We start from the raw sequence: 24,661 nt of genomic DNA, 5'->3' as shown, positions 1-24,661 counted from the left end.
AATCACTGCGCGAACTGCCAACTCGATGGGGTAATGCTACGCCGGGACAGCGACGATGACCTGGGCCGCGCGGAGGACCCGTTCACCTGACTTGTAGCCGGAGCGGAGAACCTGGCTGACGGTGTCAACCTCGATGTCATCGCCGGGCTGCTGGATGAGGGCCTCGTGGATGGTCGGGTCGAACTCCACGCCGGTCTCGTCGATGCGGGTCAGGCCGTACGTCTTCAGCGCGTTCTCCAGCTTGGCGGCGATCGCGGCGAACGGGCCGTCCGCGAGGTCACCGTGCTGGCGGGCGGCGTCGACGTCGTCCAGCACCGGGAGCAGGGAGTTCAGGACGCCGATGACGGCCATCTCCCCTGCCACGGCGCGGTCGCGTTCGACCCGCTTGCGGTAGTTGACGTACTCGGCCTGCAGGCGGAGCAGGTCGTTCTTCAGCTCCGCCGCCGCGGCGGCCTCGGTCCCCTGCGCCACGGACTCCTCGGCGGGCACCTCGACCTGGTTGAGGATTTCCTCAGCCTGGGCGAGGGCGTCGCCGTCGGAATCCGCCGCGGAGGCTGCCGGCTCACCCTGCGGGTGGCGGGCTTCCCCGGTTACCGGGTCCACCTTGCGGTGGTCCCGGATGACCGGTTCGTCGCGGTTGCTGCCCTGGTCGCGGGAAGAGTTGTGCTCTTCTTCGTTACCGTGATGCGGCATGGTTACTTCTTCTCTTCTTCGTCGACGATCTCAGCGTCGACGATATCTTCATCCGAAGAACCCGTCTTGTCGCCGGCGGGGGTGCCTTCAGCACCTGCAGCGCCGGTGGCGCCGTCCGGGGAACCGGCCTGGGCGTAGATGGCCTCGCCGAGCTTGGTCTGGGAAGCCTGCAGCTTCTCAAACGCGGTCTTGACGGCGGCGTCGTCGGTGCCTTCGAGGGCCTTCTTGAGGGCGTCGACGTCGGACTGGACCTCGGTCTTGACCTCTTCCGGCAGCTTGTCAGCGTTGTCGGCGATCAGCTTGTCCACGGAGTAGGCGAGCTGCTCGGCGGTGTTGCGGGTGTCAGTGGCCTCGCGGCGGGCCTTGTCCTCGGCTGCGTGCTCCTCGGCGTCCTTGACCATGCGGTCGATGTCTTCCTTGGAGAGCGCGGTGCCGCCGGTGATGGTCATGGACTGTTCCTTGCCGGTGCCCTTGTCCTTCGCGGAGACGTGCACGATGCCGTTGGCGTCGATGTCGAAGGTGACCTCGACCTGCGGGACGCCGCGCGGGGCCGGCGCGATGCCGGTCAGCTCGAACGTGCCCAGCGGCTTGTTGTCGCGGGTGAACTCGCGCTCGCCCTGGAAGACCTGGATGGCCACGGACGGCTGGTTGTCGTCAGCCGTGGTGAAGGTCTCGGACCGCTTGGTGGGGATGGCCGTGTTGCGCTCGATCAGGTGCGTCATGACACCGCCCTTGGTTTCGATGCCCAGGGACAGCGGGGTGACGTCGATCAGGAGAACGTCCTTGCGCTCACCCTTCAGCACGCCGGCCTGCAGGGCTGCGCCAACGGCCACAACCTCGTCCGGGTTGACGCCCTTGTTGGGCTCCTTGCCGCCGGCCAGTTCCTTGACCAGTTCGGAGACAGCGGGCATGCGGGTGGAGCCGCCGACGAGCACGATGTGGTCGATGTCGGAAAGCTTGATGCCCGCTTCCTTGATGACGTCGTGGAACGGCTTCTTGGTGCGCTCGAGCAGGTCCTTGGTCAGGTCCTGGAACTTGGCGCGGGTCAGCTGCTCGTCCAGGTGCACCGGGCCGTCCGGGGTGACGGAGAGGTACTGGAGCGAGACGTTGGTGCTGGTGGAGGAGGAGAGTTCCTTCTTGGCCTGCTCGGCAGCTTCGCGGAGGCGCTGCAGTGCGATCTTGTCCTTGGACAGGTCGATGCCCTTGACCTTGAGCTGGTTCAGCAGGTACTCCACGACGCGGTTGTCCCAGTCGTCGCCGCCGAGGCGGTTGTCACCGGCGGTGGCGCGCACCTGGATGGTGGAGAAGTCATCTTCGTCCTTGCCGACTTCCAGCAGGGAGACGTCGAACGTGCCGCCACCGAGGTCGAAGACCAGGATGAGTTCGTCTTCCTTGCCCTTGTCCAGGCCGTAGGCCAGGGCTGCCGCGGTGGGCTCGTTGACGATGCGCAGGACGTTCAGGCCGGCAATCTCGCCGGCTTCCTTCGTGGCCTGGCGCTCGGCGTCGTTGAAGTAGGCCGGAACGGTGATCACAGCGTCGGTGACCTTTTCGCCAAGGTAGGACTCGGCGTCGTTCTTGAGCTTCATGAGGACACGGGCGGAGATTTCCTGGGCCGTGTACTTCTTGTCGTCGATGGGCACGGACCAGTCGGTGCCCATGTGGCGCTTGACGGAAGCGATGGTGCGGTCGATGTTGTTGACGGCCTGGCGCTTGGCGATTTCGCCGACCAGGACTTCGCCGGACTTGGAGAACGCAACGACCGACGGCGTGGTGCGGCCACCCTCGGCGTTGGCAATAACGGTGGGCTCGCCACCTTCGAGAACGGAGACGACGGAGTTGGTGGTTCCGAGGTCGATACCTACTGCACGTGACATGTGTTGCTTCCTTCTTTCCGTGGAAACTTGGGGTCGCCCACTTCCTTGAGCGGTCTGCACTCAACTTTACTCAGCGCGGAATTTAAGTCAATCCAAACTTGAGTCAGGTGCGCTCAACTTTGCCTTCGAGCCTCCCCAAAACAGAGAAGAACCCCCGATTGCCCCGCGGGATATCCGCGTAAAACCAGGGGTTCTTCGATAAATGGCGGGCGAATTTCGCCCAGCGTGAACCTGCGCCTAGCCGCCCGGGGAAGTGCCGCCGTCGTCATTCCGCGGCGCGTTGACCTGGCCGCCGAGCAGTTCGTCCTTCAGCTCTTCGGCGGCACCGCCTTCCGGGGCCGTGCCGGCAGCGCCGTAGTCACCCTCGGGATATTCGCCTTCCTCGTCTCCGGGCAACTCCTGCCCAACGGCGCCGGCCCGGCCGTAGTCACCTTCCGGATACTCGCCCTCTTCCGCCTCGGCGGCAGGTGCCACCGTCCCCGCGTCGCCGTAGTCCCCCACCTGGTATTCGCCTTCCGGCTCGGCGACGGGCTCGCCTCCGGCCACGCCGGCATCGCCGTAATCGCCTTCCACGTACTGGCCGCCACCCTCCTCAAGCCGGCCACCGTCCCCCTCGAGTGCCGGATTCCTGGAACCGGTATGGGCCTTTCCGTCGGCGCCGGACTCACTGTTTTCAGTCATCGGTTGATCACTCCTTCGAAAGGACTGTGCGCGCCTGGTCCGGGCGCACTGGAAGTCTACTCAGCGGGCGCGGACAGCAACAGGGGCCGGAGGGGGCAGCGTGAACAGCGGGGCCAATCCGGACGTACTACAGGCCGGCGAGATCCGCCAGTACGGCTATGTGGTGCTCGAACAGTTCATCCGGCGCGGTAAACGTGCCGGCACCGTACTGCCCGAACACTTCAAAACTGACGGCCCCGAAAAGGGAAGTCCACACGAGGGCGCCCCGGGCCAGGAGTGCGTCCGGAACTGCCAGATGCAGCTCCCCGCGGATCGCCTCCAGGTCCGCAGCCAGCGCAGGCGCCAGCGCCCTGCCTTCGGGCGCGGCAAAGCTGGCCGCCCGGTACGCCGCATCCAGAATCCCCACCAGCTTGATCACCACCCGGGTGCCCGGGCCGGTGGTCCGCTCCGCGGGCGCCTGGTAACCGGGCACCGGACTGCCGAACAGGAGGGCGTAGCGTGCGGGTTCGCGGAGCGCCCAGCCCCGGACGGCACGGGCCAGTGCAGCAAAGCGGCCCCTGAAGTCTCCGTCGGCGACGGCCCCGACGGCGGCATCCACCTCGTCGCCAAGCTCGTCATAGGCATCCACCAGCAGGAGAGTCAGGAGTTCATCCCGGCTTTCGACGTAGCGGTACACAGCTGACGAGACCACGCCCAGGTCGCGGGCAACGGCGCGGAGCGAGAGGGCAGCAGCACCATGCTGCGCCAGGTGCTGCCGGCCAAGCCGGACGATATCGGCAATGGTCTGCGCCCGCGCACGTTCCCGCGGCGTGCGAAACTTCCCGCTGGCGGTCGGAGAGATGGCTGGCATCCGCCCAGCATGGCACGAATCAGAGCAGTGTCAACAATTGAGAGCAGTGCTCTTGACTTTAATGCCAGCCGGCCGCACTCTTAATTCGAGAGCAGTGCTCTCAAAGCCCGGCCGTCAGGGTCACAACAGCAAAGGAGAACGTCAATGTCAGGTCTTTATGTGGTCACCGGTGCGGGCCCTGTGGGCTGGACGGTGGCAGAGCAGCTGGCAGAGCGGGGCGAGCGCGTCCGGGTCCTCACCCGCTCCGGCAACGGCCCCGACCATCCGCAGATCGAAAAGCTGAAGGCGGATGTGTCCAGCCCGGGTCTGCTGGGTGACGCTTTCGAGGGCGCGGCGGCGGTCTTCCACTGCGTCCACGGTTCCGCCTACAGCGCCGCGGCCTGGGAGCGGGAGCTTCCGGGCGCCGAACAGGCGGTCCTGGCGGTAGCAGGCGAGGCGGGCGCCGTCGTCGTTTTTCCCGAAAGCCTTTACTCGTACAGCGAGCCCGGCCAGGTGATGACGGAGCAAAGCCCGCGGGAGGCGCGCGGCGGCAAACGCGGCGTCCGCTCGGCACTGCTGCGGGCCCGGGCGGCAAGCGCCACGGACACCGTATCCGTGGTGGCGGGCGATTTTTTCGGCCCCCGTGTCCGGATGGCCCACGCCGGCGAGCGCATGGTGCCCGCCGTCCTCGCACGTCGGCCGCTGCAGATGGTGGGAAGCGCGGACCAGCCGCATTCCTTCACGTACGTTCCCGATCTTGCCGCGGCCATGATCAGGGCCGCGGCGAAGCCCGGGCTGTGGAACCGGGTCCTGCACGCGCCCACCATCCCGCCGCTCACGCAACGCCAGATCGCGCAAGCCTTCGCCGCCGCCGCTAATATGCCGCTCGCGAGGGTCCACACGGTGCCGGGCTGGGTTCTGCGCACCCTGGGGCTGTTCTCCGCCGACATGCGGGAGCTCGGCGAAATGCTCTACCAGTTCCAGCGGCCGTTCGTGATGGATTCGAGGGCCAGCGAAGAGCAGCTGGGCCTTCTCCCGACTCCCCTGCACGAGGCTGCCAAGGCAACTGTGGAGTGGTGGCGCTCAGAGCTCGCCGCGGGTCCGGACACGGGACGAGCCCCGGCGGGGATGCCCGCGGGAAGCTAGCGGACGAAAACTTCCGCGGGGCCTTCCAGTCTGCTGGCTTCCGGCGCATCGTGCCGGCCGAGTTTGCCCGGCCACCAGATGCGCCGGCCCAGGTCATAGGCCAGGGCGGGAACCAGGAGCGAGCGAACCAGAACGGTGTCCAGCAGCACGCCGAAGGCCACGATGAAGGCCAGCTGCACCAGGAACATGATGGGGATGACGCCCAGGGCCGCAAACGTGGCGGCAAGGACCACCCCGGCGGACGTGATCACCCCGCCGGTCACACCGAGGCCGCGCAGAATCCCCGGCCGGGTCCCGTGCTTCAGCGACTCCTCGCGGACCCGGCTCATCAGGAAGATGTTGTAGTCCACACCCAGGGCCACCAGGAACACGAAGCCGAACAGGGGCACGGTGGCGTCGGCTCCGGGAAAGCCAAGGACGTTGTTGAACACGATGGCGGAAACGCCCATGGCGGCCGCATAGGACAGAACCACCGAGGCAATCAGCAGGACGGGCGCGAGGACGGACCGCAGCAGCACCATGAGGATGAGCAGAATGACGGCGAGCACCACCGGGATGATCGTCGCGAGGTCCCGCTGCGCCGTGGTGTTGGTGTCCAGGGCGGTGGCGGTCACGCCGCCCACCAGGGCGCCGGGGTCCACCCGCTTCACGCTGTCCCGCATCATTGCCACAGCATTCTCCGCAGCGTCAGAATCGGCGGCGAAGTCGAGGGTGGCGTTGAGGAGCACCCTGCCGTCGCGCACGGCCGGGCTCGCAGGCGTTCCCGGGGCTCCCGTGATGGGCACGCTGCCCTCGGCCAGGAGGTAGGCGGCCCCCACGCCGTCGGTGGCCTGGACCGTTTCGAGGACTTGCGAAGCTTTCCCCTGACTGGACACGATGACCGCGGGACTGCCGCTGCCGGCGTCGAAATGGCGCGCCAGGGCATCCTGCCCGTCCACGGCGTTGGACTGGCTGAGGATGACGGCGGTCTGCGGCACGCCGTTGGCTTTCAGCTGCAGGATTCCGGCCGAGGCCACGGCCAGCAGGAGCACGGACGCCACCCACACCGCACGGGGACGCCGGGACACCAGGGTCCCCGCGGCACGCCAGAGCCCACGCTGGCCTTCCAGCCCGGTGGTCAGTTCCGGCTCACGCGCCTCTTCAGGCAGCAGCCTGGGCCGGAACGGCCAGAACGCGGCACGCCCCAGGAGCGCCGCGAAGGCCGGGAGCAGGGTGAGCGCGGCGAAAAGCGAGCACACGATGCCCGCAGCCGCCACCGGGCCCAGCGCCTTGTTGGAGTTGAGGTCGGAAAACAGCAGGCAAAGGAGGGCGATGGCAACCGTGGCGCCAGAGGCCAGGATCGGGGCGAAAGACGCCCGCCAGGCGGCGAGCGCGGCGGCGGTGCGGTTGGCCGTGTGCTCGAGTGCCTCACGGAAGCGGGCCACGTAGAGCAGTGCGTAGTCGGTGGCTGCGCCGATCACCAGGATGGAGAGGATGCCCTGGCTCTGGCCGTTGAGCTGGATCCAGCCCGCCTTCGCCATGCCGAACACCAGCAGGATGGCGCCGCACAGCGCAAACACCGACGTCAGCAGCACGGCGAAGGGCAGGAGCACAGACCGGTAGACCACAAGCAGGATGACAAACACCGCGGCCAGCGCCACGAGCAGCAGGATGCCGTCGATGCCGGCGAAGGCCCCCGTAAGGTCGGCCGCGAGCCCGGCAGGTCCCGTGACGAACGTCTGCGTGCCGTCCGGCGCGGCCGCCCGGACCTCGTCGCGCAGTTCTGCGACGGCGCCCGCCGGCTCAGATGCGGCAACGGACACGATGTACTGCACGGCCTGCCGGCCCTGGGACGGCACCGGCCCCACCACCGCGCTGCCCAGCCGCAGGCCTTCCAGCCTGGTTTTCAGGGTGGCCGCCTCACCCAGTTGGGCAGGGGTGAGCGCGCTACCGCTTTATATCACGACGACGGCGGGAACCTCGCCGGAGTCCTGGAACTTCTGTTGCCACTCCCGGGCCTCGGTGGCCTCCGCCCCGGCCGGAAGGAAAGACGCCTGGTCATTGGACGAGACCTCATCCAGCCTGCCGAACGTGGGCCCGCCCACCCCGGCGATGGCAACCCAGCCGACGACGAGGACAAACGGAATGAGCCACCGGAACCAGAACCGTGGGCTCGAGGTGCGGGCTGCCTGGATCATGGGGAAGACCTCCTGGGCGTGACAGCCACTCGGGCCGTTGTCGGTGATTGTTCCAGCATAAACTATCTCCACCATAGAGATACATAGCCCCTTCAAGGGGATCACGGATGCCCGGGCTGTAAACTCCGGAAGGCAACATTGAGGAGAGGAGGCGGCTGTGGCCGAGAAGCCTGGCACCCCGCAGCAACACGGCGGACCTGCCCCCTCCGCCCTAGGGACGCAGCACCCTCTGGTCCGGCTGCTTCAGGAGTTCACCCTGGAGGCCAACCGCTACGTTGACGCCGCCGGCGGGCGGAATGACATGCACCGGACGGACCTAAACGCCCTTGCCGCCGTCATGCGGCACTCGGCCAGTGGCGACGTCGTGACCCCGGGAACCCTGCGGAAGGAACTCAACCTCAGTTCCCCGGCCACCACGGCGCTCATCGACCGGCTGTGCGGGTCCGGGCATCTGGTCCGCGTGCGCGAAGGCCAGGACCGGCGGCAGGTCCAGCTCCGGATGACGGAGAAGGCGTACCGCGACGGCTCCGCCATGTTCCTGCCCCTTGCCCGCCACATGGGCAGCGCCATGGCCGGGTTCACGGCGCAGGAACTCGAGACGGCCGCCCGGTTCATGGATGCCATGGTCGCGGCCACGGTCGAGGCCAGCCACGAGGTCTCCGGCACGCCATAACGCGCCCTCCTGATACCTCCCCGAGATGCGCAGAAGGAGTAGCGTTTCCCTATGAGCGCGCAGCAGCCGGAAGATGTCTACACTCACGGCCACCACGAGTCCGTGGTCCGGGCCCATGCCTCGCGGACGGCGGAGAATTCGGCCGCATTCATCATCCCCCACCTCACCCAGGGCGTATCGGTGCTCGACGTCGGGTGCGGGCCGGGCAGCATCACCTGTGACTTCGCGCTTCTGGTCGCCCCCGGGAAGGTGACGGGGCTGGACCGCTCCCCCGACGTGATCACCCACGCCCGTGAGCTGGCGGCCGACCGCGGCGTCGAGAACGTGGAGTTCGTGGCGGGCAACATCTACGACCTCGATTTCGAGGACGACACCTTCGATGTGGTCCACGCCCACCAGGTCCTGCAGCACCTGACCGACCCCGTCGAGGCGCTGCGGGAAATGCGGCGGGTGGCCAGGCCTGGCGGCATCGTTGCGGTCCGCGACGCGGATTTCCACGGCATGAGCTGGTATCCCGCCATCCCGGAGCTCGACGAGTGGATGGAGCTCTACCAGCGGATCGCCCGGCGGAACGGCGCGGAGCCCGATGCCGGCCGCCGGCTCGTCTCGTGGGCCCAGGCGGCCGGCTTCACGGACGTGGCGCCCACCAGCAGCAACTGGCTCTACGCCACCGGGCAGCAGCGCCGCTGGCAGGCCAGGGTGTGGGGCGAACGCGTGCTCCATTCGGCCTTCGCGGAGCAGGCCCTCGAGTACGGCTTCGCGCAGGAGGCCGACCTCACGCGCATCTCGGCCGGCTGGCACCGCTGGGGCTCCACCGACGACGGCTGGTTCCTCATCCCCAACGGCGAGATCATCGCCCGGGCCTAGACACCGGGTCCAACTGCGCGCTCCCGGTCGCCGGCCTCGTCGAATTGCCAAAAACGGCCGCTCAACGCCCGCGCCAGGCGGCCACTTTTGGCAATTCTCGCCTGCGGAACGGCCCACTCCCCGGACCGACTAAACTTGATGGGTGCAATTCTCCCTGTGGCTGGCCCTCGCGGGCGCCGGCGTCCTCATCAGCTTTACGCCCGGCGCAGGCGCCATCAACACCATGAGCAACTCGCTGACGGCCGGGTTCAAGCGGTCCATCTGGGGCATCCTGGGGCAACAGGCCGCCCTGATCCTGCACGTCATCGTTGTGGCCCTGGGCGTCGGCGTCCTGGTTGCGGGCTCGCCCGTTGCCTTCAACGCCATCCGCTACGCCGGAGCGGCCTACCTCGTGTATCTGGGCATCAGGCAGTTCCTGCGCAAGCCGGACCTGGACCAGGATAAGGTGGCCGCGCTCCGGAACGAGCCTGCCTGGTCCATGTTCCGCCGGGGGCTGTGGGTCAACCTGCTCAACCCCAAGGCCATCGTGTTTTTCCTGGCCTTCATGCCGCAGTTCATCCGGCCCGCCAACCCGCTGCTGCCCCAGTACGCCGTGCTCGCGGCAACGGTGGTTCTCATCGACGTCCTCGTCATGTGGTTCTTCTTCGCGGCGGCGGCAAAATCGTTCCAGCGCTTTACCCACAATGCCCACGGACAAACCGTCCTCAACAGGGTTTTCGGCGTCCTGTTCGTCGCAGTGGGTGTACTGCTGGCGTTCATTCACTAGTCCTGGTCGGGCGCCGTGGCAATCTTGTGACAGGAATATTCACAAACTTTACGAAGCCTGCAGATAATAAGGGCCCTTACTAGCCAAGCGGGACTGGCATCGTCCATGCTTAGGCAATGAACTCAACGACGAGCCCATACCGCGTCATCACAGTCTGCACCGGCAACATCTGCCGTTCTCCCATGGCGGAGCTGATGCTGAGTGCCGCCTTCGCGGAGGCCGGGCTCGCCGACGTCGTCATCGTTGATTCCGCGGGCACCACCGCCTACGAGGCCGGGCGCCCCATCGACCCCCGGGCAGCACGGAAACTCACCACCCACCACCTTCTGTCGGACCGGCACATCGCACGGGAATGGCAATCCGAATGGTTCAGCGAGCGCCAGCTGATATTGGCGCTGGACGTGGACCACTACGGCTGGCTCCGGGCCTCTGCCCCGGACGACGAGTCACTGTCGAGGGTCCGCATGCTCCGCAGTTTCGACCCGGACATGGAGGACGGCGATCCGCTGGAACAGGGCATCGAAGACCCCTGGTACGGCGGGCATGCCGACTTCGAGGCGGTGTGGGACCAGGTCCAGGCGGCCGTCCCGGGCATCGTCCGCTACGTGCAGGACGCACTCGCGGCCGGGGAGCACGACGCCGGCACCGAAGCGGCCACGGTCCCGGCCCCGGTCCGGATGGATGAGCGGCGGGCCCGCAACGGCAAGCGCCATGGCCGCGGAACCGAGGTCAGCCCGCTTCACAACGTCCAGGTTCAGGAGAGCCAGCAGGTACGCTCTATTTCATGACCCCCGTACCTGTGATCATCGCCATTGACGGGCGGTCCGGCGCAGGTAAAACCACTTTGGCCATTGAGCTCGCGGCGAGGCTGCGGAACCACCACAAGGTCTCGCTGTTCCATCTGGAGGACATCTATCCCGGCTGGCACGGGCTGTCCGCCGGCATCGAACGCTACGTCACCACGGTGCTGGCGCCACTGAGCCGCGGCGAAGCGGCCACGTGGGTCAGCTGGGACTGGAAAAACCATAACGACGGCGAGCCACGGGTCACGCTGCCCGCGGAGATCGTGATCGTCGAGGGCGTGGGGGCTGGGGCCGCCGCAGCCAGGCCGCTTCTGGACGCCGTCATCTGGGCGGACTCCCCCGACGGCGAGCGCCGCAGCCGCGCCCTGGCACGTGACGGCGAGACGTACGGGCCATTCTGGGACCAGTGGGCCGGCCAGGAGGCGGAACTCCTGGCCGCGGACGACATCCCGCAGCACGCCCACGTCCGGGTCCTCAACCGCGCGGACGGCACCGCCCCCGCGGACGCCCTGCAGGCCCTCACCTACCTCCCCGCACTCACCACCGCCCTGGTTCCCGAACTCTCTTCCCGGCGGGGCCTGCGTCTGGTGTCTGAGCGCATCGACGCCGGCCCCGATCCCGCCGCACTTTTTCAGGCGCTGTACGGGACGTCCCCGAACGCGGTGTGGCTGGATTCCTCCCTGCGTTCGGCGGGCGCGGCCGGTCCCGGCAGGGAGACTCCCGCGGCGGCGCGCAGCCGCTTCAGTATTTTGGCGGACGACGGCGGCACGTTCGGCCAGTCTGTTCTGCACAGTTCCGGGATCACCCGGATCACCGCCGGGTGCGCCACGGCCAATGTGTCCGGACCGTTCTTCCGCTGGATGGAGACGGTATGGGGACGGAGAGCGGTGCGCGGACCGGAGGACTACCCGTGCGAGTTCGCGCTGGGCTGGCTGGGCTACCTCGGCTACGAGCTGAAGCGGGAAACCGGCGGGCGGGACGTCCGCTCGGACACGCCCGATGCGGCGCTGGTCTTTGCCGGCCGGGGCGTGGTCCTGGACCACACCGACAACACTGTGTGGCTGCTTGCCCTGGACGCGCCGGATGCCGCGGACTGGCTCGGCCGCGCCCGCGATGCGGTGACCGCCGCACCCGAAGCGGGCGGCAGCAACGGCGTCGTACTTCCGGCGGCCCAAGCCGCGGCGCCCACCCAAAAGGCGGCCGCCCAAAACGCGGCGCCGGCATTTGCCGGCCGGGACAGCGAGGCGAGCTACAAGCGCAAGATCGCCGATGCCCAGCACCAGATCGCCGAGGGGAATTCCTACGAGGTGTGCCTCACCACCACCCTCGAAGCGGCGGTGCGGGCGCTCGACCCGTGGGCCGCGTACCTTGCCCTGCGCCGGCGGAACCCGGCGCCGTTTGCCAGCTACCTGCGCTTCGGCGGGCTCACAGTGGCCAGCACGTCGCCGGAGCGGTTCCTGCGGATAGCGTCCGACGGCGGCATGCGCGCCGAGCCGATCAAGGGAACCCGCCGCCGGGCTGCTGATCCGGACACCGATGCTGCCCTCCGCCACGACCTGGCCACGTCCCTCAAGGACCGGGCGGAAAACATCATGATCGTGGACCTGCTCCGGAACGACCTGAGCCACTTCGCCGAGCCGGGGTCGGTCACTGTCAGCCGGCTGTGCGAGATCGAAAGCTACGCCACGGTGCACCAGCTGGTGAGCACCATCGACGCCGTTCTCCTGCCGGGGTCACCACGGGCCGAAGCCGTGGCCGCGTGCTTCCCGGCAGGGTCAATGACAGGCGCGCCGAAGATCAGCACCATGGCCATTCTCGACAGGCTCGAGGAGGGTCCGCGCGGTGTTTATTCCGGTGCGATCGGGTACTTCTCGCTGAACGGGGCCACGGATCTGGCGGTGGCCATCCGCACCCTGGTGGTGCAGGACGGCGGGGAAGGCGGAAAGGTGCGGTTAAGCCTCGGCGTCGGCGGCGCCATCACGGCCGACTCTGTGGCGCAGGACGAGTACGAGGAGATCCGCACCAAGGCCTACGGCGTCCTCTCCACCCTTGGCTCCCCCTTCCCCAATTGAGTTTTTGTCCACTTGTCGCGAGTTAAAGGGCCTTTAAGTCGCGACAAGTGGACAAAAACTCCAACTATTGGACCGTGGCCGTGAGGCGGGCCACGTTGTCCACGTATCTGGCCGCGAGGGGCCGGCGCATCCAGTCCTCCAACCGGAGTTCGTGGGAGATGCCGCGGTAGGTGTCCTCCACGGCGCGCATGCTGTTGACGGTGTCGGCCCCCAGGAGCATCACGGAGACCTCCAGGTTCAGGGAGAAGGACCGCATGTCCATGTTGCTGGAGCCCAGAACCGCCACTTCGTCGTCGATGGTGAAGTGCTTGGCATGGAGCACGAACGGCGCCTTGTAGAGGTAGATCCGGACGCCGGCGCGCAGCAGGGCCTCGTAGTACGACTGCTGGGCGTGGTGGACCAGGAACTGGTCGCCCTTCTCGGAGACGAACAGTTCCACGTCCACGCCGCGCTGCGCCGCGGTGGTGATGGCGTAGAGCAGGGAATCGTCCGGTACGAAGTAAGGGCTGCAGACGGAAATCCGGTGCTGCGCGGAGTAGATCAGTGTGTTGAAGAGCCGGAGGTTGTTCTCGGTGGTGAAGCCGGGGCCGCTGGGTACCACCTGGGCCGTGACGCCGCCCGGCGACGGCTCGGCAGAGAGCTGCAACTGGTCCTCGAGCGACTCGTCGGTCTCGCTGAGCCAGTCGGTGGCAAAGACGACATTGAGCGTGGGAACGATTGGGCCCCGCAGGCACGCCATCAGTTCGACCCACTCCCGGCCGGCTTTGCGGTGCTTGGGGTTGTTGTAGGAGGGTTCGATCAGGTTCTGCGACCCCGTGAACGCGACTTCGCCGTCGATCACCATGATCTTGCGGTGGTTGCGCAGGTCCGGCCGGCGCCATTGGCCGTGGATGGGCAGCAGCGGCAGCATCCGCCGCCACTGGATGTTGCCGGCCTTGAGCCGCTTCAGCAGGTTGTTGTACCCCTTCACGCGCAAGGTTCCGATGTGGTCGAAGAGCACACGGACCTGGACGCCGCGGTCCGCAGCCTCCTCCAGAGCCGTGAGGAGGTCGTCCGTGACGTGGTCCGTGCTCATGATGTAGAACTCGGCGTTAACGAAGCGCTTGGCCTTTCGCACGGCCTCGGTCATGGCGCGGATGGAGTCCGGATAGCCGGGAATCAGCTCCACCTGGTTGCCGTCCACGAGCGGGATCGACCCGAGCCGGCGGTTGAGTTCGGCGGCGGACTGGACCCATTCCGGCCCCGAATACTCGCTGGCGACGTCGGAAAGCGCCGCGCTGCCGGCCCGGACGCGCTCATTGACCAGCTGCTGCTGTTCGGTGCGGCGGCGCGACAGCCTGAAGTTGCCAAACAGCAGGAACAGGATCAGGCCCAGGGCAGGCACAAAGAAGATACCCAGCAGCCAGGCCATGGCCGTGGTGGGCCGCCGGTTGCCCGGGATGATGCCCACGGCCAGGACCCTGATGACCAGATCCGCGCCGCTGAGCAGCAGGATCAGCCACGCCGGCAGTGTTTCCGCCAGCGGAAATGGCCACAGCACAGTTGGAACCCCCGTTATTTCTTACCCTCACAGCCATTCCGTATGGAGCGGTGAGGCCAGCCTATCGGGCACCCGCCGCACTAAGCTGGTGGCATGACCTCTCGTACCTCCCACACAGTGCTGGTGTTCCTGGATCCGGAGTATCGGAACGGCCGGCTCGCCGACCCCGAAAAGCCGCAGCTGATGGCCACGGACCTGGGCGCCACCCGCGGTGACGGGGTCTTCGAGTCAATGCTCGCCGTCGCAGGCCACACGCGGAAGATCCAGGCCCACTTGGACCGGCTGGCCCGCTCGGCGCAGGCGCTGGACCTTGAGATTCCGGGACAGGACGACTGGCGCCGCGCGGTGGAGACGGGCGTCGCGGCGTTCCGCTCCGACAACCCGGCAGCCTCCCCGGAACTGGACGAGGCCGTGGTCAAGCTCATCGTCACCCGCGGCATCGAGGGCGCGTTCGCCCCCACCTGCTGGGTACAGGTCTCCCCCGTCGCCGCGGCCGGCCGGCGCCAGCGCGAGACCGGCATCGACGTCATCCTCCTTGACCGCGGCTACGACAGCGACGCGGCCGAGCGTGCCCCGTGGCTGCTGCTCGGCGCGAAGACCCTGTCCTACGCGGTGAACATGGCCGCGCTGCGCCATGCCCACAAGCAGGGCGCGGACGACGTCATCTTCACGTCCTCGGACGGCCGCGTGCTGGAGGGCCCCACGTCCACAGTGCTGCTGGCTAACGTGGAGAAGAACGACGGCGAAACAACAGTTAAGCGCCTCGTCACGCCGCAGCTGGACAGCGGCATCCTCCCGGGAACGTCACAGGGCGCCCTGTTCGCCGCCGCCAAGGCCGCCGGCTGGGAACTGGGCTACGGCCCTCTGAAGCCCCGGGACCTGGCCGACGCCGACGCCGTCTGGCTGATTTCCAGCATCCGCCTCCTGGCGCCGGTCAACCACATCGACGGCCGCGAAATCGGCACGCCGGCACTGCGCAAGCAGCTGACCGCCGAACTGAACGAACTGTTCGCCGGAATCGAGTAGCGCAGGGCCTGACGGGCGTTCCCTGCCGGGGCATTCCCAGCCGCCGGCGGCGGGGGTATGGTCTGCCTCAGGAGGCGATCGCATGCGGTATCCAGCGTCATGAACGGGTCCAGCGCCGGCAGGCCGGTATCCCTCTGGGTGGCCACGGCCGGTACCACCACCTACCCCTCCCTGGACACCGACGTCGAGGTTGACGTGGCCGTCATCGGCGGCGGCATCGCGGGACTGACCGCAGCGCTTGCCCTCAAACGCGCCGGGCAGACGGTGGCGGTGGTCGAGGCCGGCAGGGTGGGCACCGGCGTCACGGGTCACACCACAGGCAAGGTCACCTCGCTGCACCGCCTCGCCTACACGGAGCTGGCCGGCAAGCACGGCGACGCCACGGCCCGCACATACGGTCAGGCCAACCAGGCAGCGATCGGGCACATAGCCCGCACCGTCGCAGAGGAGGGCATCGACTGCGGCTTCCGCCGGGTTGCCAACTACACCTACGCGGAATCGGAGGCGGGCCTGGAGCTGGTGCGGGCAGAAGCCGAACGCGCCGCCCGGCTGGGGCTTCCTTCGACGTTCACCAGCGAGGTGCCGCTCCCGTTTCCGGTCAGGGGCGCGGTGCGCTTCGATGACCAGGCGCAGTTCCATTCCATCCGGTACCTGCAGGGCCTGGCCAGCAGCGTTGACGGCGGCGGGAGCTTTGTGTTCGAGGACTCCCGGGCATTGTCGTTCCGGGACGGCTCCCCCGCCCTGGTCACCACGGAGAGCGGTTCTGTCCGGGCACGGGAAGTCATTGTGGCCACGAATGTGCCCTTCGGCGACGCTGGCCGGTTCGACGCGCGGTGCTACCTGCACCGTTCGTACATCGTCGCCAGCCGCATCGAAGGACCACCTACGGATGCCACCTTCATCGGCGCCGACGAACCCATGCGGTCGATTCTGACGGTTGCCGTGGACGGTGCGGCCTTCGTGCTCACCGGCGGTGAGGGCCACAGGGCATCCGACGGCGGGGATCCCGCCGAGCGGTATGGCCGGCTCGCTGCCTTCGCCCGCGACCGCCTCGGCGCGGGTGACCTCGCTTTTCGCTGGTCCACGCAGGATGAAATGCCGGTGGACGGACTGCCGTATGTGGGGCTCCTAACGCCCGAGGCGAAGCACGTCCATGTGATCACCGGACTGCGGAAATGGGGACTCACCAACGGCACCGCCGCGGCGCTCATGCTCGCCGACGCGTTGTGCGGCCGCGCCAACCCGTGGGCGGCGGTCTTCGACAGCCGCCGGAGCGCACCGGCGCCTGGCTTGCCGGCGTCGGACATTCCCTCACCGCCAGTGGCCGGCACGGCCACCCCAGCCGTCCCGCCTTCCCGCGGCATCGCACTTCCACCGCCTGGTGCGGGAGCGGTGGTGGACGTCGACGGCGACCCCGTGGCCGTCTACACCGATCCTGGCGGCCAGGTGCGCGCTGTCACTGCGATCTGCACCCATCTGGGCTGCACCGTGGGGTTCAACGCCGCCGACGTGAGCTGGGACTGCCCCTGCCACGGTTCCCGCTTCGCGATCGACGGAGCGGTCATCCAGGGCCCGGCCACCAAGGACCTGGCTGCCCGGAACCTGCCCGATATGGGCCAGGAGCCCGGGTCCGGCCAGCTTCAGTAACGAATCGGAACCGTTCGAAAAAATGGAGGACAAGCCGGTCCCCGGCGTTGTACTGTTCTTCCACGGCCTACTGCCCGTACCTCGCGCGGGGGTAATGGCACATGGCCTGGTTCCGGGCTCAGCCGGAATGTGTACGTATAAAGGAATAGCCGATGTCTTGGGACGAGAATTCCCTTCCCGCACGGACAAACTCACTACCCACGGGCTGGGGGGCCCAGGCAGCGCTGCCGGGGGACCTGGGGGAAATTTCTGTGCGCTGGCAAGCCCACCAGATCATCACCGAACTGCTCGCCGAATCAGATCCGGCCAGCCAGTGGACCCGCACCCGGCTGCGCGCCCTGCTCGAAGCCCATCCGGATAATCCCGAACACGTGCTGCTCGAGCACCTCACCGCCACCACAGAGCTGGCCAACGCCGAAAACGGCGCCATCCCGGTGGTGGTCGGGCAATCCCGGGCCGCGGCTGTGCCTGAGCCGGTGCCCTTCACCCGGCGCAGCAGGAACCGCATTGAAGCGATTCTTGCCGACAAGATGCTCATGACCGCTTTCCAGCCGATCCGCCGGCTTCCGGCGGGGAATGTGATCGGCGTCGAGGCCCTGACCCGGTTCGTCAGCGACGACGGTGCCAGCGCGGACCACTGGTTCACTGAGGCAGAGTCCGTGGGGCTGGGCACCGACCTTGAACTCGCAGCCTTGCACCGGGCCCTTTCCGCGGCGCAGGCCGTGCCCGACCCCATGTTCATTGCCCTGAACCTGACACCGGCAACGTGCGCGGACCCCAGGATCCCGGGCCTGCTGGAACATTCCCAGCTGGCCATGGACCGGATCGTCATCGACCTAAACGGCCCGGTCCCCCTCGACCAGTACCCGTCACTGACAGCCGCCATCGCCCCGCTGCGGCGCCGCGGGCTGCGCATCGCCGTGAATGGCGCCGAGGTGGGCTTCACGTCCATGGACCAGGTCCTTGAGCTTCACCCGGACATCATCAAGCTGGACCGGAGTTTCATCGCGGGCATCGAGGACTCCCCGGGCCAGCGGCTGAGGGCCGCCGCCATGGGTGAACTCGCCCGGCACGTTGGTGCCGTCATCGGCGCCCAGGGCGTGGAGACGCCGGCGGAACTGCAGGCCGTGACCGAACTCGGCATGGCTGCCGCGCAGGGCTACCTGCTGGGCAGGCCCTCCGTCCACCCGCTGGACTGGAATGCCTGGATCCGTTCCGAAAGCGAGACGGCCGCCAGCGGCCCGGCCTCCTGAATGGTTTCCGACGGCGCTGGTCCCCTGGGGGCGACGCGCTGGTATGAGTTGGGCTAGTCTTCCGCGAGGTCAGTGGCAAGCCGGATGTGGTTGTCCGCCAGCCACTCTGGGTTGAAGGCCTTGCTCTGGTAGTTGCTGCCGGTGTCCGGGGCGATTGCCACCACCACTGACCCGTGCGGTGCCGCCCTGGCCACCCGGAGCGCCGCCGCCACCGTCAGTCCCGACGACGGCCCGAGGGACAGTCCTTCGTCGTTGAGCAGCCGGTGCAGCGTGGTGTACACCTCGTCGTTGGGAATCCGCAGGAACCGGTCCAGCAGGCCGCGGTCGAAGACCTTCGGCCAGTCGGGCTTGGGCCAGGAGTTGCCCACCCCGTCCACCAGGATCTGGCCCGGATGCCCGCCGCTGTACACCGAGCCGTAGGGGTCGGCGCCGATCACCTCGACGTGGCCGCCGGACTTCTCCTTGAGGTACCGGCCGTTCCCGGTGATGGTGCCCCCCGTGCCCACGCCCGCGACGAAGTGCGTCACCCGGCCGGCTGTCTGCGCCCAGATTTCCGGTGCCGTCCCCTCATAGTGCGCCCGTGGGTTGGCCGGGTTGTCGAACTGCAGCGGCCGCCACGCGCCGGGGATTTCGGCCGTGATCCGGGCCGCGACCGCCCGCGCGTTCTCCGGTGAGTCCGACGGCGCGCTCCAGTCCGTAAACACCACCCGCGCCCCGTACCGGTTCAGGGCCTCCAGCTTCTCCGACGAAATGGAATCACCGGTGACCACCACCACCGGATGGCCTGTCAGTGCACCGATCAGCGCGAGCCCGATTCCGGTGTTCCCTGAGGTGCTTTCCACGATGGTCCCGCCGGGCTGCAGTTCGCCGCTGCGCTCGGCCGCCCGGACCATGCTCAGCGCGGTCCGGTCCTTGATGGACCCGCCGGGATTCTCCGATTCGAGCTTGACGAAGACAGTGCTCCCCAGCCCGCGGCTCAGCACCTCCAGCGGAACCAATGGTGTGTTCCCGACGCGCGCCAGCACAGCATCAGCATCCATGCCCGGATCCATAATCGGCGCCACATGCCGTGGCTGGTGGCCGCTCCCTGTCAGAGTGGTCATGCTTCTCCTCCGCCATCATCCGGATGGCGGTCATCCGGGCCACCCGTATTCGGGCGATCGTCATTCGGTCCGCCCGCATCCGGCGTGCGTAATGCAGGCAGTCCTGCCAGCAAATCCCCCAGCGCAGTCCGCGCACTCTCCAGCAGCACCGCCGCCGGCAGTTGCCCTGCCAGCAGCTCCGACAGCCTCGCCACCACGGCGCCGGTGCCTGTTCCGAGCTGCCGGATTTCCGGCTCCCGCAGGTCCGTGTCCTGCGCCTCTGCCAAAAGGTAGGAGGCCGTCAGGGCCTCAATGGTGAGGAGCTTGGCCGCCGCCTCTACCGAGCGCTCCAGCTGCTGAAGGGCCAGCGGGGCCAGCGTGGAGTGGTCCTCCACGTCCGCGGACAGGGTGGGCGCACCGAGCGTGGCAGGCGCCGCCAGGAACTTCAGCTCCGCCAGCAGGCTCGCGGCCGAGTACCAGAGCAGTCCGGGCAGGTCCTCGGATGCGAGCGGCGTGCCGGCCCGGGCCGCCTCGAGGTTGAGCTGCCGGATCAGGCGCTGCGGCGGGTAGAGCTTGGCGGTCCGCCGCTCGCTGCTGATTCCCACGTGCGCCAGTCCCAGCCGCAGCGCCTCGAACGCCAAGGCGAGCTGCATCGGCTGGAAGTTTCCGCCTGACACCATCCGGCCCGAGGCTATGTCCGTTAGCGGATTGTCGCCCCTGCCGTTGAGCTCCACCTCGAGCGCCTCGGCCAGGGCCGTGACCTGGGCCCGGAACGCACCGTGCGTCTGCGGCGCCGCGCGAAAGGACAGGGCATCCTGGACTGACACCTGCCGCCGCGGGTCCTCCAGCCAGCCGCCGCGCACCAGGCGCCGGACGTTGGCCGCCGAGACGCGCTGGCCGTCCACAGCCTTGGCCGACTGCACAGCAGGCGAGAACGCGCTCAGGTTCCCGCCGCCGTCGTACCGTGCGGTGGCCTCAAGCGAGAGCGCCAGGGCGGTGTCCGCCAGATCGGCGAGCCTCCGGATGCGGCGGAGTTCCAGCGCGCCGGTGCCGATCGAATAGGAGTTGGCGCTGACCAGCGCCAGGGCCTCGCCCGGCGCCAGGACCAGCGGTTCCAGCCCGGCTGCGGTGAGCGCTTCCGCGCCGTCCTGCAGGCCGCCGTCGGCAGTTAGCGCCTGTCCCTCCCCGATGGCGACGGCGGCAACCGCCGCCAGCTGGGTGAGGTCCGACGAACCGACGGACCCGTCGCGCGGAACGGCCGGCAGCACGGCCCTGTTCAGCAGTTCGGCATAGAACCGGGCAGTTTCCGGTCGCACCCCCGAGCCTCCCCGGGTGAACCCGATGAGCCTGGCCAGGATGAGGGCACGGACTTCATCCCGGCCCAGCAACGCGCCGACGCCGCTGTGGTGGTAGCGCACCACCTGCAGCTGGAAGTCGAGGATGGATTCCTGCTCCACAGCCGTGTCCCGTCCGGAGCCAAGCAGGGTGTTGAGGCCATAGACCCGGTCACCGGAATCGATGGCTGCCTGAACCACCTCGCGGGACAGGCCCACGAGCTCGAGGGCTTCGGCGCTGAGGACCACCTCCACCGCGGGATCGGCGGCCGCCGCGGCCACGTCGTCGGCCCGGATGTGGGCCGTGCCGATCAGGAACGTGCCGCGCCGGACGCCCGGCAGGAGTCCGTCGGATCCTCCGGCCCCCGCCCTTGCACCGGCCCCTGCCATGGCCTAGAAGTCCAGCAGGTTCCGGCGGAAGCCGCCGTCGCCATAGCTCGTCCGCAGCAAACCCCGACGGCGGAGCACCGGCGCCAGCCTGTCCAGCACGCCGTGAATGGTGGCCGGGTCCACGAAGCCGGAGAAGAGGAACCCGTCGCCGCCCACCGCGGCCCCGGTTTCCTCAAGGTAGTCGGCGATTTCTTCCGCGGTGCCAATGATGCTGTCACCGGCGCCGCCGCTGCGGGCCTGCAGGATCTGCCGCAAGGTGGAACCCGGCGGCGCGGCCTTGGAGAAGTGCTCCAGGGTGCCCTGGTTGCTGTTGGTGCTGAGTTCGGGGAGGGGCGCGTCGAGGTCGAACTGCCTGAAGTCGATGACGGACAGGTAGGAGATCGAGTTGAGCTGGCTGTCGATGTCCCGCTGGGTGAGCTCCCGCCGGGCAGCCCTCAACTCCTCGGCCTCGGCCCTGGAACTGGTGACGGTGGGCTTGAGGACAAACAGCACCTTGACGTCGTCGGGGTTCCGGCCGGCCCCGGCGGCTTCGGCGCGGATGGAGTCCCGGTACGCTTTCATGCCGTCCACGCCGCGGGCCAGGGCAATGGCAACATCCGCGTTCGCCCCGGCGAAGGCCTTGCCCCGGGGCGATGCCCCGGCCTGCACCAGCACCGGCTCCTCCGGCAGCGGTGCCGTGTTCAGCGGTCCCCGGACCTTGAAGAACTCGCCGTCGTGGTGGATCGGCCGGACCTTCGTGTGGTCCGCGAAGATGCCTGCCCGGGTGTCCTCCAGGATGGCGTCCGGTTCCCAGCTGCGCCAGAGCTTGCGGACGACGTCCACGAACTCCTCGGCCTTCTCGTAGCGGAGGTCGTGCTCGATCTGCTGGTCCAGTCCGTAGTTCTGCGCGGCGAGGTCGCTGCCGGAGGTCACCACGTTCCAGCCCAGCTGCCCGTTGGAGAAGTGCTGCAGGGTTGCCAGCAGCCGGGCCGCGGTGAAGGGCGGATAGAAGGAGGCGCTGATGGTGGGCACGATGCCCAGGTGCTCCGTGGCGGAGAGCAGGTACGGCACCAGCGCCAGCGGATCGTGCTTCGGCGCAAAGGACGCCTGCGCCAGCGAGACCTCCGCGCTGCCCCCGTAAGTGTCGGGGACGGTGAGCGAGTCCTCGATGATGAACAGGTCCAGCCCCGCCCGCTCGAACTCCCGGACCGCATGCTGATAGGGGGCCGGCTTCTTCCAGTCATAGCCGATTCCGTAGCCGGGCGTGCCCCAGCCCTGAACCCCGAAGCCATGGCCCACGAACCATCCAAAGTGCAGCATGGGAGTCACTGTATTCGCGGTCGAATCATTCACTGTGGCCTGGTTTCATCCGGCGTTACGGCGGTTCATCTTCCGTCATTATCCTCCCGGCCACCGGCTTTGTAACCGCAACGCGGCCTCACACCGGGCCCGATGCGTTACGGAACATGACGGCGGCGGCGGTGCGCGCCGCCGTCGTCAGTGTTACGTTTTTGGGGAGTAATGAGTACCGGCATGAAGCCCTGACTGGCCGGTCGGCAACCCTCCATTCCACGGCGGGGTGCCTCAGGTGAATACTCGGCATATCGACCACTTCGAGCTGCAAGCGTGAGAAAAGGAGATCCGTCGTGTCAGACGCCCCCGCCGTTGCAACGCTGCCGTCCCAGCAGGATAAACCTGAGGAAAAGCTGTCCTACCGCCTGATCACGGGGCCGGACAACCGCGAGTTCTGTGAGCGCATCACGGCGGCCCTGGCCGAGGGATACGTGCTGCACGGCAGCCCCGCAGCCACCTTCAACGGCACCAGCGTCATCGTGGCCCAGGCCGTCATCCTGCCTGCCGCCATCGCCACCGCAGATGCGGCCGTCGCCACCGCCGTGGACCGGCTGGACTCCGACGAGGACCTCACCGCCCAGGCTTTCGAGGGGCACGCATGAGCTACGCCGGAGACCTCACCCCCCAGGACGCCTGGGCAAAGCTCGAGGAAGGCGCCGTCCTCGTGGATGTGCGCACCGAGGGCGAATGGGCGCACATCGGCATTCCGGACACCAAGGCCACGGAGAACGATCCGCTCTTCATCCAGTGGACCTTTCCCGGCGGCATTCCCAACCCCGACTTCGTCGAGCAGCTGAAGCAGCAGGCGCCCGAGGACACCCGGGTGGAGCTGCTGTTCCTGTGCCGCTCCGGCCAGCGCTCCATCGCTGCCGCCACCGCCGCCACGCAGGCCGGCTTCACGGCCTACAACGTTCTCGAAGGCTTCGAGGGTGAGCCTGACCGCTACGGTGAGCGCACCGTGAACGGCTGGAAGAACCGTGGCCTGCCGACAAACCTGGGAAAGAACTAAGTTGACCTTTAATCACGACGCCGCCGGCTGGAGCCCCGATACCCAGGCCGTCCGCGGCGGGCTTGACCGCACCAATTTCCAAGAGACCACCGAACCGGTCTTCCTCAACTCGGGGTTCGTCTACGAGTCGGCAGCAGCCGCCGAGCGCGCCTTCACCGGCGAGGACGAGCGCTTCGTCTACTCGCGCTATGGCAACCCGTCCGTGGCCACCTTCCAGGAGCGCCTTCGCCTGCTCGAAGGCACCGAGGCGTGCTTTGCGACGGCGTCCGGCATGTCCGCCGTGTTCACCGCACTGGGCGCCCTGCTCGGCGCCGGGGACCGCGTGGTGGCCAGCCGTTCCCTGTTCGGCTCCTGCTTCGTCATCCTCAACGAAATCCTGCCGCGCTGGGGCGTGGAGACGGTGTTCGTGGACGGGCCGGACCTCGAGCAGTGGCGCGCCGCCCTCTCGGTGCCCACCACGGCCGTCTTCTTCGAATCCCCGTCCAACCCCATGCAGGAAATCGTGGACATCGCCGCTGTCAGCGAACTCGCCCACGCCGCCGGCGCCAAGGTGGTGGCGGACAACGTCTTCGCCACCCCGCTGCTGCAGCGCTGCGGAGACCTCGGCGCAGACGTAATCGTCTACTCCGGCACCAAGCACATCGACGGCCAGGGCCGCGTGATGGGCGGCGCCATCCTGGGCACCAAGGAATTCATCGACGGACCAGTCAAGCAGCTCATGCGCCACACCGGACCGGCGCTCTCCGCGTTCAATGCCTGGGTCCTCACCAAGGGCCTGGAGACAATGTCGCTCCGCGTGAACCACTCCTCCGCCACGGCGCTGCGCCTGGCCGAATGGCTCGAGGACCAGCCCGCCGTCAGCTGGGTCAAGTACCCGCTGCTGAAGTCCCACCCGCAGTACGATCTGGCCGCGAAGCAGATGAAGGCCGGCGGCACCGTGCTCACGCTGGAACTCGCGACGACGGCAGGCCAGTCGGGCAAGGACGCCGCCTTTGCGCTGCTGGACGCCCTGAGGATCATCGACATCTCCAACAACCTGGGCGACGCCAAGTCCCTGATCACCCACCCCGCCACCACCACGCACCGGGCCATGGGGCCGGAAGGACGTGCCGCGATCGGGCTCAGCGACGGAGTGGTGCGGCTGTCCGTGGGCCTGGAGGACGCGGATGACCTGATCGCCGACCTGGAACAGGCGATCAAGCAGATCTGACGCTGCCGGATCCCTGCCTTCGGGATCCGGCCCGTCGGAGCCTTCCCTTCGGGGCCTTTCCTTCGGGATCTGACTGCTTTCTTACCTTCAATGGCGGGCTGTGAACGTGCGTTGCGCTGCACGTACCTTCGTTTCGGCCGTCCTTGAGAACGGGGGTGCGGCACGGTTTAGTGGGGTGTACAGACAGGGTTTACCCAGGGTTTACACGGATGGTCTTGTTAGGCTCCATGTGCACTGGGCAGACTCTAATAACACCG

19 protein-coding genes, 2 pseudogenes and 1 riboswitch are annotated in these 24,661 nt (G+C 67.9%); of the genes and pseudogenes, 12 read left to right on the top strand and 9 right to left on the bottom strand.

Annotated elements, in window-relative coordinates:
• Positions 1-36: 36 nt before the first annotated feature.
• From ACFQ50_RS06760 to ACFQ50_RS06745, 4 genes are all read right to left on the bottom strand, one after another.
• A complete protein-coding gene (locus tag ACFQ50_RS06760; protein ID WP_377994759.1) occupies positions 37-693 on the bottom strand; it encodes a nucleotide exchange factor GrpE in 657 nt (218 codons plus the stop codon).
• Between the two features lie 2 nt (positions 694-695).
• Entirely contained in the window at positions 696-2,567 is a 1,872-nt protein-coding gene (dnaK, locus tag ACFQ50_RS06755) for a molecular chaperone DnaK (RefSeq protein WP_377994758.1), read from the bottom strand.
• 237 nt (positions 2,568-2,804) lie between these two features.
• Complete coding sequence (locus tag ACFQ50_RS06750) at positions 2,805-3,248, bottom strand: hypothetical protein (protein ID WP_377994757.1); 444 nt, start codon at positions 3,246-3,248, stop codon at positions 2,805-2,807.
• A gap of 127 nt (positions 3,249-3,375) precedes the next feature.
• A complete protein-coding gene (locus ACFQ50_RS06745) occupies positions 3,376-4,098 on the bottom strand; it encodes a TetR/AcrR family transcriptional regulator (RefSeq protein ID WP_377994756.1) in 723 nt (240 codons plus the stop codon).
• 144 nt (positions 4,099-4,242) lie between these two features.
• Here ACFQ50_RS06745 and ACFQ50_RS06740 point away from each other — a divergent pair, with 144 nt between their 5' ends.
• Entirely contained in the window at positions 4,243-5,223 is a 981-nt protein-coding gene (locus tag ACFQ50_RS06740) for an NAD-dependent epimerase/dehydratase family protein (RefSeq protein ID WP_377994755.1), read from the top strand.
• On the opposite strand, the pseudogene ACFQ50_RS06735 reads toward ACFQ50_RS06740, so the two are convergent.
• A pseudogene (locus ACFQ50_RS06735) lies at positions 5,220-7,400 on the bottom strand (MMPL family transporter). The gene ACFQ50_RS06740 and the pseudogene ACFQ50_RS06735 sit on opposite strands and share 4 nt — an antisense overlap.
• A 157-nt stretch (positions 7,401-7,557) precedes the next feature.
• On the opposite strand from ACFQ50_RS06735, the gene ACFQ50_RS06730 reads away from it, so the two are divergent.
• The 5 genes and pseudogenes from ACFQ50_RS06730 (at position 7,558) to pabB (ending at position 12,581) form a co-directional block, all read left to right on the top strand.
• A complete protein-coding gene (locus tag ACFQ50_RS06730) occupies positions 7,558-8,073 on the top strand; it encodes a MarR family winged helix-turn-helix transcriptional regulator (RefSeq protein WP_377994754.1) in 516 nt (171 codons plus the stop codon).
• 51 nt (positions 8,074-8,124) lie between these two features.
• Positions 8,125-8,940, top strand: coding sequence for a methyltransferase domain-containing protein (locus ACFQ50_RS06725; RefSeq protein ID WP_377994753.1), 816 nt, complete (start codon positions 8,125-8,127; stop codon positions 8,938-8,940).
• A 142-nt stretch (positions 8,941-9,082) separates the two neighbouring features.
• Positions 9,083-9,706, top strand: coding sequence for a LysE family transporter (locus ACFQ50_RS06720; RefSeq protein ID WP_377994752.1), 624 nt, complete (start codon positions 9,083-9,085; stop codon positions 9,704-9,706).
• A gap of 116 nt (positions 9,707-9,822) precedes the next feature.
• Positions 9,823-10,356: pseudogene (locus ACFQ50_RS06715) on the top strand (low molecular weight protein-tyrosine-phosphatase); the annotation flags it as partial.
• Positions 10,357-10,490: 134 nt separating this feature from the next.
• Complete coding sequence (gene pabB / locus ACFQ50_RS06710) at positions 10,491-12,581, top strand: aminodeoxychorismate synthase component I (RefSeq protein WP_377994751.1); 2,091 nt, start codon at positions 10,491-10,493, stop codon at positions 12,579-12,581.
• A gap of 64 nt (positions 12,582-12,645) precedes the next feature.
• Here pabB and cls read toward each other — a convergent pair whose 3' ends face one another.
• Positions 12,646-14,121 (bottom strand): cardiolipin synthase, encoded by a 1,476-nt coding sequence (gene cls, locus ACFQ50_RS06705; RefSeq protein WP_377994750.1) that lies wholly within the window; start codon positions 14,119-14,121, stop codon positions 12,646-12,648.
• Positions 14,122-14,214: 93 nt separating this feature from the next.
• Here cls and ACFQ50_RS06700 point away from each other — a divergent pair, with 93 nt between their 5' ends.
• From ACFQ50_RS06700 to ACFQ50_RS06690, 3 genes are all read left to right on the top strand, one after another.
• Positions 14,215-15,147: an aminodeoxychorismate lyase gene (locus tag ACFQ50_RS06700; RefSeq protein WP_377994749.1), complete on the top strand. Its 933-nt coding sequence runs from the start codon at positions 14,215-14,217 to the stop codon at positions 15,145-15,147.
• A 99-nt stretch (positions 15,148-15,246) separates the two neighbouring features.
• Positions 15,247-16,794, top strand: coding sequence for an FAD-dependent oxidoreductase (locus tag ACFQ50_RS06695; protein WP_377994748.1), 1,548 nt, complete (start codon positions 15,247-15,249; stop codon positions 16,792-16,794).
• A gap of 152 nt (positions 16,795-16,946) precedes the next feature.
• Positions 16,947-18,047: an EAL domain-containing protein gene (locus tag ACFQ50_RS06690; RefSeq protein ID WP_377994747.1), complete on the top strand. Its 1,101-nt coding sequence runs from the start codon at positions 16,947-16,949 to the stop codon at positions 18,045-18,047.
• A gap of 53 nt (positions 18,048-18,100) precedes the next feature.
• Here ACFQ50_RS06690 and ACFQ50_RS06685 read toward each other — a convergent pair whose 3' ends face one another.
• From ACFQ50_RS06685 to ACFQ50_RS06675, 3 genes are read right to left on the bottom strand one after another with little or no spacing between them, the layout of a single operon-like run.
• Positions 18,101-19,150, bottom strand: coding sequence for a PLP-dependent cysteine synthase family protein (locus ACFQ50_RS06685; RefSeq protein ID WP_377994746.1), 1,050 nt, complete (start codon positions 19,148-19,150; stop codon positions 18,101-18,103).
• Entirely contained in the window at positions 19,147-20,853 is a 1,707-nt protein-coding gene (locus ACFQ50_RS06680) for an aromatic amino acid ammonia-lyase (protein WP_377994745.1), read from the bottom strand. The genes ACFQ50_RS06685 and ACFQ50_RS06680 overlap by 4 nt, the downstream gene beginning before the upstream one ends.
• 3 nt (positions 20,854-20,856) lie before the next feature.
• The gene (locus ACFQ50_RS06675) at positions 20,857-22,152 is read right to left on the bottom strand and encodes an NtaA/DmoA family FMN-dependent monooxygenase (RefSeq protein WP_377994744.1); all 1,296 of its coding nucleotides are present in this window, start codon (positions 22,150-22,152) and stop codon (positions 20,857-20,859) included.
• A gap of 197 nt (positions 22,153-22,349) precedes the next feature.
• Positions 22,350-22,465, top strand: a riboswitch (SAM riboswitch).
• A 13-nt stretch (positions 22,466-22,478) separates the two neighbouring features.
• On the opposite strand from ACFQ50_RS06675, the gene ACFQ50_RS06670 reads away from it, so the two are divergent.
• From ACFQ50_RS06670 to ACFQ50_RS06660, 3 genes are read left to right on the top strand one after another with little or no spacing between them, the layout of a single operon-like run.
• Entirely contained in the window at positions 22,479-22,787 is a 309-nt protein-coding gene (locus tag ACFQ50_RS06670) for a DUF1737 domain-containing protein (protein WP_377994743.1), read from the top strand.
• Entirely contained in the window at positions 22,784-23,194 is a 411-nt protein-coding gene (locus ACFQ50_RS06665; RefSeq protein WP_377994742.1) for a rhodanese-like domain-containing protein, read from the top strand. The genes ACFQ50_RS06670 and ACFQ50_RS06665 overlap by 4 nt, the downstream gene beginning before the upstream one ends.
• A gap of 1 nt (position 23,195) precedes the next feature.
• Positions 23,196-24,404, top strand: a complete 1,209-nt coding sequence (locus tag ACFQ50_RS06660; protein WP_377994741.1) for an O-succinylhomoserine sulfhydrylase — start codon at positions 23,196-23,198, stop codon at positions 24,402-24,404.
• Positions 24,405-24,661: the final 257 nt, after the last annotated feature.

The organism is Arthrobacter sp. NPDC056493, assembly GCF_042795115.1.
Lineage (GTDB): Bacteria > Actinomycetota > Actinomycetes > Actinomycetales > Micrococcaceae > Arthrobacter.
The sequence above is the reverse complement of the archived record's forward strand: the minus strand, read 5'-3'. Positions and strand labels throughout refer to the sequence as shown.

Coding starts and splice junctions, on each gene's coding strand:
- ACFQ50_RS06750 (WP_377994757.1), bottom strand. CDS start 3,248: ATGACTGAAAACAGTGAGTCCGGCGCCGACGGAAAGGCCCATACCGGT.
- ACFQ50_RS06740 (WP_377994755.1), top strand. CDS start 4,243: ATGTCAGGTCTTTATGTGGTCACCGGTGCGGGCCCTGTGGGCTGGACG.
- ACFQ50_RS06675 (WP_377994744.1), bottom strand. CDS start 22,152: ATGCTGCACTTTGGATGGTTCGTGGGCCATGGCTTCGGGGTTCAGGGC.
- ACFQ50_RS06680 (WP_377994745.1), bottom strand. CDS start 20,853: ATGGCAGGGGCCGGTGCAAGGGCGGGGGCCGGAGGATCCGACGGACTC.
- ACFQ50_RS06700 (WP_377994749.1), top strand. CDS start 14,215: ATGACCTCTCGTACCTCCCACACAGTGCTGGTGTTCCTGGATCCGGAG.
- ACFQ50_RS06725 (WP_377994753.1), top strand. CDS start 8,125: ATGAGCGCGCAGCAGCCGGAAGATGTCTACACTCACGGCCACCACGAG.
- ACFQ50_RS06690 (WP_377994747.1), top strand. CDS start 16,947: ATGTCTTGGGACGAGAATTCCCTTCCCGCACGGACAAACTCACTACCC.
- dnaK (WP_377994758.1), bottom strand. CDS start 2,567: ATGTCACGTGCAGTAGGTATCGACCTCGGAACCACCAACTCCGTCGTC.
- pabB (WP_377994751.1), top strand. CDS start 10,491: ATGACCCCCGTACCTGTGATCATCGCCATTGACGGGCGGTCCGGCGCA.
- ACFQ50_RS06745 (WP_377994756.1), bottom strand. CDS start 4,098: ATGCCAGCCATCTCTCCGACCGCCAGCGGGAAGTTTCGCACGCCGCGG.
- ACFQ50_RS06760 (WP_377994759.1), bottom strand. CDS start 693: ATGCCGCATCACGGTAACGAAGAAGAGCACAACTCTTCCCGCGACCAG.
- ACFQ50_RS06685 (WP_377994746.1), bottom strand. CDS start 19,150: ATGACCACTCTGACAGGGAGCGGCCACCAGCCACGGCATGTGGCGCCG.
- ACFQ50_RS06665 (WP_377994742.1), top strand. CDS start 22,784: ATGAGCTACGCCGGAGACCTCACCCCCCAGGACGCCTGGGCAAAGCTC.
- ACFQ50_RS06695 (WP_377994748.1), top strand. CDS start 15,247: ATGAACGGGTCCAGCGCCGGCAGGCCGGTATCCCTCTGGGTGGCCACG.